We start from the raw sequence: 13901 nt of genomic DNA on the forward strand, positions 1-13901 counted from the left end.
GGCAATCCCACGGAAGGCAAGGCATGGACGCGATCACTTTTCTTCGCCAGGACCACCAAAGTGTGCTCGGCTTGTTGGAGGCCCTCGACGGGGCCCCGTCCGGCTCGGGCGCCGAGAGCAGCGGGTTGGAGACCATGGTGAACAACCTGATCATCGCCGAGTCGCAGCACGAGGCGGTCGAGGAGCAGTTCTTCTGGCCCGCGGTGCGCAACGCGATCGGTGATTCACTCGCCGACAGGGCGATCGAGCAGGAGCAGGCGGGAAAGAAGCTGCTGCAGCGGCTGGAGGACGCCAAGCCGGGCGATCCCGACTACCACGAGGCGCTGCAAGAGTTCGTGAAAGCGGGCCGGGAACACATTGCCTACGAGCAGGAGGTGGTGTGGCCGCAGGTCGAGGTGGCGATCAGCCGGGAAGATCTGGAGAAAATCGGCGAAAAACTCGAGGCCGCAAAGAAAATGGCGCCGACCCGCCCGCATCCGGACACCCCGCCCAACCCGACCGTGCTGAAGACGGTGGGGATGGGTGCGGCGATCGTCGACCACGTGCGCGACGCCGTCACCGGTCGGAGCGAGGACAACCCACCGGACCCGCAGGTGCACTAGGGGCCGACAGCAAGGCCGGGCGTCGAGCGGATCGACACCCGGCCTTCTGCATCCAATCAGCTTGTGGGAGTCCGCTGTTCGTGGGTGAACGGCTTCTCGGCGTTGATGGCGGGTGACCCCGACGGGTTCTGCTCGGCGCCCTTGTTCTGGCGAGCGGTACCGCCCAGCCACTGCTGCTCCGGCTTCTCCACATACTCCCATTCCATGCCCTTGGGCCACGGGCCCTGGCCCTGGTTCCAGGGTCCGCGAATCGACTCGCCCCCGCCGTCGGACATGTTGAACGCGATGTTTTGGAAGCGGGGGTCGGCCGGCAGCTGCCCCGGTGGGAAGTTCACCGGGAGTTCGTTAAGCGCGGCGGTGAACTGCTGGTAGTGGGTGACTTCACGGGTCATCAAGAAGGACAAGGTGTCCTGCACACCGGGATCGTCGGTGAACTGCTTGAGGTACTCGTAGACGATCTTGGCCCGGGACTCGGCGGCCAGGTTGCTGCGCAGGTCAACCGTCGGATCGCCATTGGCGTTGACGTAGGACCCCATCCACGGCACTCCCTGCGAGTTGCTCACGTCGGGTGTCCCCCCGTTGAGCGCGAAATACAGCGGGTTGACCGCAACCTGATGAATGATCTGCTCGCGACCGTCATTGCTGGCCACCGCCGGCATCCAGTCACACTTTTCGTTGGCGATCTTCAAGTTGTCGTTGAGGCCGTCGAGCAACATCGTGATCATCGAGCCGACCATTTCGAGGTGACTGAGTTCTTCCGTGGCGATGTCCATGAACAGGTCATACATCTTGGGGTTCTTCCCCCGCAGCGCAAACGCCTGGGTGAAGTACTGCATCGCGGCCTTGAGCTCACCGTTGGCGCCGCCGAACTGCTCCTGCAGGAGCGTTGCAAAGCGTGGATCCGGCCGGTCGACCCGAACCTCGAATTGAAGATCTTTGTTGTGCACGAACATTGGGCCTCCCCGGCGGGTTTGAGATATTCCTGGTCGACGGCGGGTACCCGTGGGCTATGTGACGAAACGCCGGCCACAGCAAATTTTCGGGCCGACGATTTTGCCGCGACACCGACCCGTGCCTACATTGGGCTGGGCCAAAACCACCGACAGATCAAACAGAATCCGGTCTCATGGATCTTTCAAATCTGAATTCCACGCACGAGCTGGCCGAACGCATGGCGCAGCTTTCCCGCGAGATAGCCGCGCCTCGTGCGCTCGAGCGCGTTCTCGCCGATGTGACCGCGGCGGCGGTGCAGCTGATACCGGCGGCCGACATCGCCGGGGTGCTGCTGGTGAAAAAGGGCGGCGAATTCGAATCTATCGCCGACACCGACAGCCTCGCGGCGGAGCTCGACAGGCTGCAGCACGAATTCGGTGAGGGGCCCTGCTCCGACGCCGCCCTCAAACAAACGGTGGTGCGGACCGATGATCTCCGTGAGGAGCCCCGATGGCCCCGATACGCACCGGCGGCCGTGCGGCACGGCGTGCTGAGCAGCCTGTCGTTCAAGCTGTACACGGCGGACCGTACGGCCGGCGCGCTCAACTTGTTCAGCTTCACAGCCGGCGTGTGGGACACCGAGGCCGAGACCATCGGGTCGGTGTTCGCCGCGCATGCCGCAGCGGCGATCATCGCCGGGCGCCACGGGGAGCAGATGGAGTCGGCGCTGTCGAGCAGGGACCGCATCGGCCAGGCCAAGGGCATCATCATGGAGCGCTATGGCGTGGACGATGTGCGCGCCTTCGAGATGCTGCGCGCCCTTTCGCAGGAGAGTCAGGCGAAGCTCGTCGACATCGCGGAGCGCGTCATCGAGACCCGCAGCGACGGCTGATCCTCGGCCCCCGCCATCTAGGATGAGGTGGCGTTATCAACGAGTCCGGCGCGGCGCTGCGCCGGGGAACGGTTGGCCACGGTGTGGGACTTCGAAACGGACCCGGAATACCAGGCGAAGCTGGACTGGGTCGAAAAATTCATGACGGACGAACTCGAACCGCTCGATCTCGTCGCCCTCGACCCGTATGACAAAAAGAACGCCGAGATGATGGCCATACTGCGGCCGTTGCAGCAGCAGGTGAAGGACCAGGGACTATGGGCCGCGCATCTGCGGCCCGACCTCGGCGGCCAGGGCTTCGGTCAGGTCAAGCTCGCGCTGCTCAACGAGATCCTCGGGCGCTCCCGCTGGGCGCCGTCGGTCTTCGGCTGCCAGGCGCCGGACTCCGGCAACGCCGAGATCCTCGCGCTGTTCGGCACCGACGAGCAAAAGGCGCGCTACCTGCAGCCTCTGCTCGACGGCGAGATCACCTCGTGCTATTCGATGACCGAGCCGCAGGGTGGTTCGGACCCAGGGCAGTTCGAAACCGCCGCGACCCGCGACGGCGACTACTGGGTGATCAACGGGGAGAAGTGGTTTTCCACGAACGCCAAGCACGCATCGTTCTTCATCGTCATGGCCGTCACAAACCCCGAGTCGCGCACCTACGACAAGATGTCGTTGTTCATCGTTCCGGCCGAGACCCCGGGCATCGAGATCGTGCGCAACGTGGGCGTGGGTGCCGAATCGTCAAAGCGTGCCAGCCACGGCTACGTCCGCTACACCGATGTCCGGGTTCCCGCCGACCACGTGCTGGGTGGCGAGGGCCAGGCGTTCATGATCGCTCAGACCCGACTGGGGGGCGGCCGCATCCACCACGCGATGCGCTCAATCGCGTTGGCGCGCAACGCCTTTGATATGATGTGTGAGCGCGCGGTGTCGCGGAAGACCAGGCATGGCCGACTGTCCGATTTCCAGATGACCCAGGAGAAGGTCGCCGACAGCTGGATCCAGATCGAGCAGTTCCGGTTGCTGGTGCTGCGCACCGCATGGTTGATCGACAAGCACCACGACTACCAGAAGGTGCGGCGCGACATCGCGGCGGTGAAGGTCGCGATGCCCCAGGTGCTGCACGACGTCGTGCAGCGGGCCATGCACCTGCACGGCGCGCTCGGCGTCTCCGACGAGATGCCGTTCGTCAAGATGATGGTCGCCGCCGAGTCGCTGGGCATCGCGGACGGAGCCACCGAGCTGCACAAGATGACGGTGGCGCGCCGCACGCTGCGCGAATACCAGCCCGTGGCAACGCCTTTCCCGTCTCAGCACATACCGACCCGGCGCGCCGAAGCCCAGGCCCGCCTGGCCGAGCGCCTCGAACACTCGATCGCCGAGTTCTAACGCCGAGCCGTCGTTCGCGACACATAAACGTCCGCGACGACACGCCGGAAAACGCAGCAGTAGTTGCTGTTTCGCGGTTACCAGCGCCGAGCCGTCAGGAGATGTAGCGGACGATACTTTCGGCCACACACGCCGGCTTGGCGGCACCCTCGATCTCGACGGTGGTCGACACGGTCGCCTGCACGGCACCGTCGCCGAGGTCGTCGACCTTGACCAGCGAGCTTTGCGCGCGCACCCGCGAGCCGACGGGCACCGGCGCGGGAAAGCGAACCTTGTTGAGGCCGTAGTTGATTGCCAGTTTGATGCCGTTGACGGTGTACATCTCGTGCTGCAACCGCGGCAGCAGCGCCAGGGTCATGAAGCCGTGGGCGATGGTCGTGCCGAACGGACCGGCCGCCGCCCGTTCCGCGTCGACGTGGATCCATTGGTGGTCGCCGGTCGCGTCGGCGAACAGGTTGACGTCCTCCTGGGTGACGGTCACCCAGTCGCTCTGCCCGATCTGTTCGCCGGTGGCGGCGGCGAGGTCGGCCACTGAATCGAAGGTGCGCATTGGTTCTCCTCGGGGTGCTGACGATGCCCGCATGCACCCTATCGGAGCCGCATCGTGGCCGTTTCGCGCGCCGCTGCGCGGGAAGCCTGAAACCCATGCCGGAAAACAAGGGCCACAGAGCCGAGGAAGACGTAGAACCCGAAGTGCACGAGGCTCGATCGCGCGCCTCGGAGGGCGAGGACGGCTCGTACGTCGGGGCGAGCGGTCCCGACGACGCCATCGATGCCGGCGAAACGGGCGCCGAAGCCCGCAGCCAACGAGGGTGAGGCCACACACACCCGGCCGATCGAGACTGCGTCCAGCGCTACCCGGACCCGGAAATACGCACTCTGTGCGCAGGCTCGGCGCCGTCAGCGCGGGCTCGGCCCCGCTTAGCGCAAGATGACGGTGTGAGGCTGCTGCTGATCGCCGACACCCACATTCCCCGGCGCGCCCGCGACCTGCCCGCGCGGGTGTGGGGCGAGGTTGCCGACGCCGACGTCGTCGTGCACGCCGGCGACTGGGTGTCGCCCGATTTGTTGGACGCGCTTCAGGCCAGGTCCGCGCGGCTGGTCGGGTGCTGGGGAAACAACGACGGGCCGGCATTGCGGGCGCGGCTGCCCGAGCGTGCCGACGCCACGCTGGACGGACTGCGTCTGACCGTGGTCCACGAGACGGGGGCCGCGGCCGGACGGGATGGGCGGATGTCGCGGCTCTACCCCGACAGCGACGTGCTGGTGTTCGGCCACAGCCACGTCCCCTGGGACACGACGACGGCAACGGGCCTGCGCCTGCTCAATCCGGGATCGCCGACGGATCGCCGCCGGCAACCGCAGTGCAGCTACATGACTGCCCGGGTGTTAAACGGGGAGCTGGCGGACGTCGTGCTGCATTTGCTCGATAAGTAGCGGGGAGCTAGCCCCTACACAGCCTGCACCCACATTTAGCTCGTAAACAGAGGTATATGGCTGCGGCGACCTTGGGCACGGATCTGGTCAGCGAGGTTTTCGGTGTCGTCGGCAGGTTTCGCCGGCAACTTCGCCGGTCGGCCGGTCGAGGGCTGGATTCCGCCCAGCTCAGCGAGGCGCAGGCGGAGCTGCTGTGGCTCGTCGGCCGGCGACCGGGGATCTCGGTCAGCGTCGCCGCCGCGGAACTCGGCCTGGTGCCCAACACGGCGTCGACCCTGGTTTCCAAGCTGGTCGGCAACGGCTTTCTCATCCGGACCGTCGGCGAGGCGGATCGTCGGGTCGGCCAGCTGCGGCTCGCCGAGCCCACCCAGCAACTCGTCGACGCGTCTCGGGCCGCGCGGCGGGCGTTGCTGTCGGACGTGCTCCGCGAACTCGACGACGACCAAATCGAATCCCTCACAAAGGGGTTGGAGGTCCTTGACACGATGACCCGACGACTACAGGAGCGGCGATCATGAGCGAACGACTGCCGATGGCGATCGACTGCCAGAACCTGTCCTACCGCTACGGCCAATTCACCGCGGTCGACGACGTGACCCTGCAAGTCCGGCCCGGCGAGACCATGGGCCTGCTCGGGCCCAACGGCGCGGGAAAGACGACGCTGGTCCGCCTGCTCACCACGCTGGCGCCGGTGCAGCAGGGCGAACTACGCATTTTCGGGATGGACGCCCGCGATCAGACCGTCGACATCCGCAGCAACATCGGTTATGTCCCGCAACAACTCTCGATCGAGCCTTCGTTGACCGGTCGGCAGAACGTGCAATGGTTCGCGCGGCTCTACGGTGTGCCGCGGGCGTGCCGGGCCGACCGGGTCGACCAGGCGCTGGACGCCATGGAGCTGCTCGACGTAGCCGACCGGCGGGCGGGAGCCTATTCCGGCGGCATGGTGCGCCGCCTCGAGGTGGCCCAGGCGCTGGTGAACCGGCCGTCGCTGCTGGTGCTCGACGAACCGACCGTCGGGCTGGACCCGATCGCCCGCGACGGCGTCTGGCGGCAGGTGCGCAGCATGCAGGCCCAATTCGGCATGACCGTGCTGCTCACCACCCACTACATGGAAGAGGCCGACGCGCTGTGTGATCGGGTCGCGCTGATGCACCGAGGTGAGTTGCGCGCCGTGGGCACGCCCGCCGAGCTGAAATCACAGGTGTCGCCCGGCGCCACGCTCGAGGATGTGTTCCGCCACTACGCGGCATCCGATCTCTCCGACCAGTCGCAAGCATCCGTGTCTTTCCGTGAAATCCGTTCCAGCAGAAAGGTTGCCAGCCGTGCCAGTTGATAGCGTCCGCAACGCCCCCGCGGCCACCCTGGTTCGCGCCCCGCGCGGATGGCAACGGGTCCAGACAACCCTGGCGCGCGTCGGCGCGTTCGCCATCGTCGAACTGCAGAAGCTGCAGCAAGACCGGACCGAGCTCGTCACCCGGATGGTGCAGCCCGCGCTGTGGCTGCTGATCTTCGGCACAACCTTCAGCAAGCTGCACGTCATCCACACCGGGCCGGTGTCCTATCTCGCCTTCCTGGCGCCGGGGATCATCGCCCAGTCGGCGTTGTTCATCTCGATTTTCTATGGGATACAGATCATTTGGGATCGGGACGCCGGAGTGCTGGCCAAGCTCATGGTGACGCCGGCGCCGGCATCCGCGCTGATCACCGGGAAGGCGTTCGCGGCCGGAGTGCGGTCGGTCGCCCAGGTCGTCGGCGTGCTGGCGCTGGCTTATCTGATGAACGTCGGCCTGACCGTCAATCCGCTGCGGATCCTGGCGGCGATGGCCGTGGTCATGCTCGGCGCGGGGTTCTTCGCCTGCCTGTCGATGACCCTGGCCGGCCTCGTCCTCAGCCGCGATCGCCTGATGGGCATCGGGCAAGCCATCACCATGCCGTTGTTCTTCGCGTCCAACGCGCTGTACCCGGTCGACGTGATGCCCGCCTGGCTGCACGCGCTGAGCAAGGTCAACCCGCTCAGCTACGAGGTGGACGCGCTGCGGGCGCTGTTGATCGGCACCCCGTTCAATCCGGCCGATGTCGTGGTGTTGTTGGTCGCCGCGGTGGTCGGAATCGCCACGGCCTCAACGCTTTTGCGCCGACTCGTCGCCTAGTTGTCGCCTGCGCTCGTCGTGACCTGAATGTGACGATTCCGGGCCGAGGCCCAATCGTTAACCAACCGCGATCTAGCACCGCGGCCGCGACAGGCGAATTACGTCCTCCCCCTGTGTTTCACTGCGCTGGCGAACAGATTCGTCCGCGTCATGCGGCAGATGAAAGTTGGGATGGGTAGAGAGCTATGTCGTTCTTCGAAGAGGTACGGAAGTTGCGTGGCGCAGCAGCGAGTGCGCCGCGCCGGCTGGCTATCGCCGCTGTTGGGGCCGCCCTGCTGTCCGGCCTGGTCGCCACCGGCTGCGGCTTGGCCACCGCGGGGGCGTTCTCGAAGGCCGGTCTGCCAGTGGAATACCTGCAGGTGCCGTCGCCGTCGATGGGCCGCAACATCAAGGTCCAATTCCAGGGGGGCGGACCGCACGCGGTCTATCTGCTCGACGGCCTGCGGGCGCAGGAGGATTACAACGGTTGGGACATCAACACCCCGGCCTTCGAGGAGTTCTACCAGTCCGGCCTGTCGGTGATCATGCCCGTCGGCGGCCAGTCCAGCTTCTACAGCAACTGGTACCAACCGTCATCGGGCAACGGCCAGAACTACACCTACAAGTGGGAGACGTTCCTGACCCAGGAAATGCCCGCGTGGCTGCAGGCCAACAAGCAGGTGTCGCCGTTCGGCAACGCCGTGGTGGGCCTGTCGATGTCGGGCGGCTCGTCACTGATTCTCGCGTCGTACTACCCGCAGCAATTCCCCTACGCCGCTTCACTTTCGGGCTTCCTCAACCCGTCCGAGGGCTGGTGGCCGACCCTGATCGGTCTGGCGATGAACGACTCGGGCGGCTACAACGCCAACAGCATGTGGGGCCCGTCCTCCGACCCGGCGTGGAAGCGCAACGACCCGATGCTCCAGATCCCCCGGTTGGTCGCCAACAACACCCGGATCTGGCTCTACTGCGGTAACGGCACACCCAGCGACCTCGGCGGCGACAACATGCCGGCGAAGTTCCTGGAGGGCCTGACGCTGCGGACCAACCAGCAGTTCCAGAACAGCTACGCGGCCGCGGGCGGTCGCAACGGGACGTTCAACTTCCCGGCGAACGGGACCCACTCGTGGCCGTACTGGAACCAGCAGCTGGTCGCCATGAAGCCCGACATCCTGCAGGTGCTCAACGCCGTCAACGCCACCGCCCAGCCGGCGCAACCGGCGCAACCGGCGGCCTGAAACCCTCCAAGCCAGCATCGGCAGTAGCGCACCGGTCAGCGCTACTGCCGATGCTTTTTTTGTGACCGGTCGTTCAGCAGCGCGCGCCGGTCCTGGTGGAAGTACGTATAGCCGGTCGTCAACGCGGACACGGCCGTGGCGACCACCAGCATCCAGGTGCCGTTGACGACCAGGCTGATGCAGCCGCCGACGATGGCCCCCAGGACGAAGCTGGTGAACAGCAGGAAATAGCCGAGCCAGTCCGCCGCCGTTCCCCCCGCGATATGACGTTCGATGCCCTGGCCCATCTTGACCAGGGTGCCGGTCACGTAGCTCAACGGCACCGACACCTCGCCATCCTTGACGAACGAGGTGTTCAACGCACCAATCGCGAAGGCCACCAACATAATCGGCGCGAAATCGAGGAGATTTTCTTCCCATCCCTCATCGAGGACGTCCACCACGGTGGCAGCCAGCAGGCTGAACGTCGTGAGAACGGTCGGGCCGTGCGGATGCGCCACCCAGAAGTGCCGGCGACACACCGACGCGATCACCACGCCCGCGACGAAGCACACCAGCAGCAACGCCGCCGTCATCGAGAGCAGCACGTCGCCGCGGAAATAGCCCAGCGCGGCCCGCTGGGCGTTGCCCGTCATGAACGTGACGAAGTATCCGGCGGAATGGGTGAACGCTGTCGCTCCCAGCACGCCGGCCAACCCGGCCAGCACCCACGACAACCTCGACTCGCTGTTGAACATCCGACTTCCCACGCGGGACATGCTGTCAGACACGGCCCGTCGGCGCAGCCGCATCTAGGCTGCCGTCAGCCGGGCGATGGAACGCAACGGGATCGGCAGCCAGCCGGGCCGGTGCCGCGCCTCGTAGCCGGCCTCGTAAACCGCCTTGTCGAGTTCGTAGGCGGCCAGCAGCTGCGCCGAATCCCGCGGGTCGATCCCCGAGACGGCCGCATAGCCGTCGCAGAACGCCGCGCAGTTGCGCTCGATCCATTCCCGGGCTCGGGCGGCGAGTTGCTTGTCGCCACCCTGATCGAGCAGTGGTCCGTAGGCGGCGTACTCGAAGGAGCGCAAGATACCGGCCACATCGCGCAGCGGCGAGTCCGCCGCCCGCCGCTCGTCGAGCGGCTGCCCCGGCTCCCCTTCGAAGTCGATCAGCAGCCAGCTCTCCGGGGTCCGCAGCACCTGTCCCAGGTGCAGGTCCCCGTGCACGCGCTGCACGGTGACCGTCTCGCCGGCGAGCTTGCCGAACCGCTCTTCGATCGTCGCCGCGTACTCCTCGAGTTCCGGAACCTTCGCGACGGTCGACGACAGCCGCGCCAGCACTGTGTCCACCGGGAAGGTGCTCTCGGCCGTCCCCAGGCACTCGGCGAGGGTGGCGTGCACGGAGGCGACGGCTTCGCCCAGCCGGTTGGACTCGGCGGCGAAGTCGCCGCCGACTTCGTAGGCATACAGGTCGCCCTCCGCGAACAGGTCCCGGATGCTGGCGCTGGCCATCGCCCAGCCTTCGGCGGCATTCGACGCAAACTCGGTCACCATGCCCAGCGGCCAGGCCTCATCGCCCTGCCCGCCATCCCGCGAGGCCATCTCGTAGGTGCCGAGCAACCGCGCCACGTGCGGGTTGCCCGCGCGGGCGAGCACCCGGTTCAGTTCGATGTCGGGGTTGATGCCGCTGCTGACGCGGCGAAACACCTTGAAGATGGCCCGCCGATCGAAGATCACGCTGGTGTTGCTCTGCTCGGCATCGGAGACATGCGGCATCGCATCGAGCGGCAGCTCAACGCCGGGTTCCTTGGCGAACGTCACGTCGACGCCGGACGCACCGCGGACGTCCGAGGAGTCGACCAACGACAGCAGGAACCGGGGGGCGTCGACGTCGTAGAGGGCGTCGAAGCCGGTCCGATCGTCCGCGGCGCCGATCGTGGCCACGGTGCTGTACTCCGAGACGGGCGCCGAATCCCACTCGACGATCACCTGGTAGCGCTCCGCGGAACCGTCGGCATAGTCGACGTCGACCAGCACGAGGTCGAGGTCGTCCCGCAGCGGGACGACGACGACGGCCTGGGCTCCCGATAGCTGCCGGTTGCGTCCGGCGTACCAACGCTGTTGTGGCAGCCACTCCGACCAGGGCAGCTTGGCGGGGGAAGTCATGAGTTCTCCTCAGCAGCGGGGGACAACTGGAACCAGTAGAACCCGTGTCCCGGCAATGTCAGCAGGTAGGGCAGGTGACCGACGCGGGGAAATTCCACGTGTCCGGTCAGCTCCACCGGCGTGCAGCCGCTCCAGTGCTGCAAGTTCAGCTCGATCGGCTGGGGGAACCGCGACAGGTTGTTGACGCACAGCACGGTGTCTCCGTTGTCACCGGCTTGGCGCACGAACGCCAGCACGGACGGGTTCGAGCCGCCCAGTTCCTCGAAGTTGCCGATCGCAAAAGCTTTGTGCCGCCCCCGCACCGAGAGCATCGTGCGGGTGAAGTTGAGCAGGGACGTCGAGGTGTCGCGCTGGGCCTCCACGTTGACGGACTGGTATCCGTAGACCGGGTCCTGGCTCGGCGGCAGGTACAGCCGGCCGGGGTTGGCGGTGGAAAACCCGGCGTTGCGGTCGGGTGTCCACTGCATCGGGGTGCGCACCCCGTCGCGGTCACCCAGCCAGATCACGTCGCCCATGCCGATCTCGTCGCCGTAGTAGAGGACCGGCGAGCCGGGCAGCGACAGCAGCAGCGCGGTGAACAGCTCGATCTGGTTGCGGTCGTTGTCCAGCAAGGGCGCCAGGCGGCGGCGGATGCCGACGTTCGCCTTCATCCGCGGGTCCTTGGCGTACTCGGAGTACATGTAGTCGCGCTCTTCGTCGCTGACCATTTCCAGCGTCAACTCGTCGTGGTTGCGCAGGAAGATACCCCACTGGGCCATGTCGGGGATGGCGGGCGTCTGCGCCAGGATCTCCGAGATCGGAAACCGCGATTCGCGCCGGACGGCCATGAAGATGCGGGGCATCAGCGGGAAATGGAACGCCATGTGGCATTCGTCGCCGCCGGTGCTGGGGTCCCCGAAATACTCGACCACGTCGCCCGGCCACTGATTGGCCTCGGCCAGCAACACCCGGCCGGGGAACTCGTCGTCGACGACCTTGCGCACCCGCTTGAGGAACGCGTGGGTCTCGGGCAGGTTCTCGCAGTTGGTGCCCTCGCGTTCGAACAGGTACGGCACTGCGTCCAGCCGAAACCCGTCGATACCGAGCCCGAGCCAGAAGCGAATGGCGTCGATCATCGCTTCCTGAACGGCCGGGTTGTCGTAGTTCAGGTCGGGCTGGTGGGAAAAGAACCGGTGCCAGTAGAACTGGCGGCGGACCGGATCGAAGGTCCAGTTCGATTCCTCGGTGTCGACGAAGATGATGCGGGCGTCCGTGTACTTCTCGCTGGTGTCGCTCCACACGTAGTAGTCGCCGTACGGCCCGTCGGGATCGTGCCGCGACTCCTGAAACCAGGGGTGCGACTCCGAGGTGTGGTTCATCACCAGGTCGGTGATCACCCGGATGCCCCGCTCGTGGGCGGCGTCGAGCAGGGCGACGAAGTCCTCGACGGTCCCGAACTCGGGCAGCACCTTGTAGAAGTCCCGGATGTCGTAGCCGCCGTCGCGCAGCGGTGAATCGTAAAACGGCGGCAGCCAAATGCAGTCGATTCCGAGCCACTGCAGGTAGTCCAGGCGGTCCATCAGGCCGCGCAGGTCGCCCTGCCCGTCAGCGTTGGCGTCGCTGAATGCCCGCACCAGGACCTCGTAGAAAACCGCGTGCTTGAACCACGTGGGGTCCGCGGGCAGCGCGACGGCGTTCTCGAAATCCTCGGCGTCCGGGTGCTCGACCACGCCGCCTTCGACGTGACTTCCCTCGGCTGGATCGTGCTCGACAGCGTCTCGTGCGTCGTTCATCAATTCCACGATGCCACGTGTACCCGACGCGCCACATCGGGAATCACCACCGCTGCCAGGCGACGAATCACGCTGTGCCGCAAGCGGGCTGGATGGGCGGCGGGCATTATCCGCGCGGCTATCAGGCCGGCGGCCCGTCGGCCAGCGTCACCGGGCCGCTGCGGTCGCCGCCCGCCTTGGCGCGCCACTGCAGGATGATGGTGTCGCCGGGGTGGTGCGGGACCAGTACGTCCGTCATCGAGGTGGCCCCGGTGATCGGCGTGTTGTCGGCCCCGGTGATGACGTCGCCGGCCGAGACTCCGGCCGCCGCCGCAGGACCGCTGCCGACCACGCGTTCGACCCGCGCGCCGTTGCCGCCGTTGTCCGTGACGCCCAGTCCGAGGAAGGCCGTCGGGCCGATGTGCACCGTGTTCGAGGCCGCGCCGGACCGGATCTGTCCGGCGACCCCCATCGCGGTACCGATCGGAATGGCGAAGCCCTGACCGCCGGACATCTTGTAGCTGTCGGTGGCGGCGGTGTTCATGCCGATCACCTGCCCGGCCTGGTTGACCATGGGCCCACCGGAGTCGCCGGGCCGGATTGCGGCGTCGGCCTGGATCAACCCGCCCAGGTTCTCCTCGGCGCCGGTCAGTGTGTCGGTGGCCGAGACGGTCTGGTTGAGCGCGACGACTTTGCCGGCCACCGCGCTGGGCGTTCCGCCCTGACCGCCGGCGTTGCCCAACGCGACGACGGGCTCGCCAACCGAGACCCCGCCGCCGATGTTGGCGCTGGGCAGGCCACCGCCGCCGCGAAGCTGCAGCACCGCCACGTCCGCGGTCCGGTCATAGCCGATCACGTCGACGGCGTAGGTCTGGCCGTTGCCGACGGCGAACGCGCTGATGTCGGTGGCCCCCGAGATGACGTGGTTGTTGGTCAGGATGACGCCGCCCGGATCGATGACGATGCCGGTCCCCGCGCCGACCGCGTTGTTGTAGCCGAATTTGGTACTGATGTCGACCACCTGCGGCCCGACCTTGCCGACAATGCCCGACGGGTCGAGCGGCGCCAACGGCCGGTCCTGCGACGGCCCCGGGGGTGCGGCGGACGCCGGCGCCGCGGCCAGGCCCAGGCCCAGTGCGCCCACAGCCAGCACGCTGACCAACCGTGACCACCCGACTGAGCGGTGGTGCCATTTGCCCATCCCCGTCACCTCCTGCTTCGCGATCAGAACCAGAATTGGCCCAGCCTCCGCGTCTGGGCGACACAACTCAATCTGTATAACCGTAATGCAGATAGCTATGCAGGACGGTGGTCAGTCCCCGTTTGGCCCGCTCCCCCGCCCCGTGAGAAGCGTTCGCCTTGTCCGCCATGACATTCCTCCAGTTCTGCAGCGCA

At 66.6% G+C, this 13901-nt stretch carries 15 protein-coding genes; 9 read left to right on the forward strand and 6 right to left on the reverse strand.

The window, feature by feature from the left end; translation table 11 throughout:
- Positions 1-23: 23 nt before the first annotated feature.
- Positions 24-602, forward strand: coding sequence for a hemerythrin domain-containing protein (locus A5787_RS25770; RefSeq protein ID WP_066972429.1), 579 nt, complete (start codon positions 24-26; stop codon positions 600-602).
- A 56-nt stretch (positions 603-658) separates the two neighbouring features.
- Here A5787_RS25770 and A5787_RS25775 read toward each other — a convergent pair whose 3' ends face one another.
- Entirely contained in the window at positions 659-1555 is an 897-nt protein-coding gene (locus A5787_RS25775) for a manganese catalase family protein (protein ID WP_066972432.1), read from the reverse strand.
- Between the two features lie 173 nt (positions 1556-1728).
- Between A5787_RS25775 and A5787_RS25780 the strand changes: the two genes are divergently transcribed.
- Entirely contained in the window at positions 1729-2427 is a 699-nt protein-coding gene (locus A5787_RS25780) for a GAF and ANTAR domain-containing protein (protein ID WP_066972435.1), read from the forward strand.
- Positions 2428-2508: 81 nt separating this feature from the next.
- The gene (locus tag A5787_RS25785) at positions 2509-3804 is read left to right on the forward strand and encodes an acyl-CoA dehydrogenase family protein (protein WP_066972486.1); all 1296 of its coding nucleotides are present in this window, start codon (positions 2509-2511) and stop codon (positions 3802-3804) included.
- Between the two features lie 94 nt (positions 3805-3898).
- On the opposite strand, the gene A5787_RS25790 is transcribed toward A5787_RS25785, so the two are convergent.
- Positions 3899-4354, reverse strand: coding sequence for a MaoC family dehydratase (locus A5787_RS25790; protein WP_066972438.1), 456 nt, complete (start codon positions 4352-4354; stop codon positions 3899-3901).
- Positions 4355-4449: 95 nt separating this feature from the next.
- On the opposite strand from A5787_RS25790, the gene A5787_RS27905 reads away from it, so the two are divergent.
- The 6 genes from A5787_RS27905 to ag85C all read left to right on the forward strand — a co-directional run bounded on the left by A5787_RS27905 (position 4450) and on the right by ag85C (position 8611).
- Positions 4450-4620, forward strand: coding sequence for a hypothetical protein (locus A5787_RS27905; protein WP_197507410.1), 171 nt, complete (start codon positions 4450-4452; stop codon positions 4618-4620).
- 123 nt (positions 4621-4743) lie between these two features.
- Positions 4744-5241 (forward strand): metallophosphoesterase, encoded by a 498-nt coding sequence (locus A5787_RS25795; RefSeq protein WP_066972441.1) that lies wholly within the window; start codon positions 4744-4746, stop codon positions 5239-5241.
- A 56-nt stretch (positions 5242-5297) separates the two neighbouring features.
- The gene (locus A5787_RS25800; protein WP_066972444.1) at positions 5298-5759 is read left to right on the forward strand and encodes a MarR family winged helix-turn-helix transcriptional regulator; all 462 of its coding nucleotides are present in this window, start codon (positions 5298-5300) and stop codon (positions 5757-5759) included.
- Positions 5756-6577, forward strand: coding sequence for an ATP-binding cassette domain-containing protein (locus A5787_RS25805; protein ID WP_066972449.1), 822 nt, complete (start codon positions 5756-5758; stop codon positions 6575-6577). Before A5787_RS25800 ends, A5787_RS25805 begins: the two co-directional genes overlap by 4 nt.
- Positions 6567-7394, forward strand: coding sequence for an ABC transporter permease (locus tag A5787_RS25810; RefSeq protein WP_066972452.1), 828 nt, complete (start codon positions 6567-6569; stop codon positions 7392-7394). Before A5787_RS25805 ends, A5787_RS25810 begins: the two co-directional genes overlap by 11 nt.
- 185 nt (positions 7395-7579) lie before the next feature.
- Complete coding sequence (ag85C, locus tag A5787_RS25815; RefSeq protein ID WP_066972455.1) at positions 7580-8611, forward strand: diacylglycerol acyltransferase/mycolyltransferase Ag85C; 1032 nt, start codon at positions 7580-7582, stop codon at positions 8609-8611.
- Between the two features lie 41 nt (positions 8612-8652).
- On the opposite strand, the gene A5787_RS25820 is transcribed toward ag85C, so the two are convergent.
- The 4 genes from A5787_RS25820 to A5787_RS25835 all read right to left on the reverse strand — a co-directional run bounded on the left by A5787_RS25820 (position 8653) and on the right by A5787_RS25835 (position 13707).
- On the reverse strand, positions 8653-9369 hold the full coding sequence (locus A5787_RS25820; RefSeq protein ID WP_369829163.1) for a YoaK family protein: 717 nt from the start codon (positions 9367-9369) through the stop codon (positions 8653-8655).
- Positions 9370-9402: 33 nt separating this feature from the next.
- Positions 9403-10755, reverse strand: coding sequence for a phosphotransferase (locus A5787_RS25825; RefSeq protein ID WP_066972458.1), 1353 nt, complete (start codon positions 10753-10755; stop codon positions 9403-9405).
- Positions 10752-12527, reverse strand: a complete 1776-nt coding sequence (treS, locus tag A5787_RS25830; RefSeq protein ID WP_066972492.1) for a maltose alpha-D-glucosyltransferase — start codon at positions 12525-12527, stop codon at positions 10752-10754. Before treS ends, A5787_RS25825 begins: the two co-directional genes overlap by 4 nt.
- A gap of 121 nt (positions 12528-12648) precedes the next feature.
- The gene (locus A5787_RS25835; RefSeq protein ID WP_066972461.1) at positions 12649-13707 is read right to left on the reverse strand and encodes a S1C family serine protease; all 1059 of its coding nucleotides are present in this window, start codon (positions 13705-13707) and stop codon (positions 12649-12651) included.
- Positions 13708-13901 lie beyond the last annotated feature (194 nt).

The organism is Mycobacterium sp. 852002-50816_SCH5313054-b (assembly GCF_001667185.1).
In the GTDB taxonomy this organism is placed as follows: Bacteria; Actinomycetota; Actinomycetes; order Mycobacteriales; family Mycobacteriaceae; genus Mycobacterium.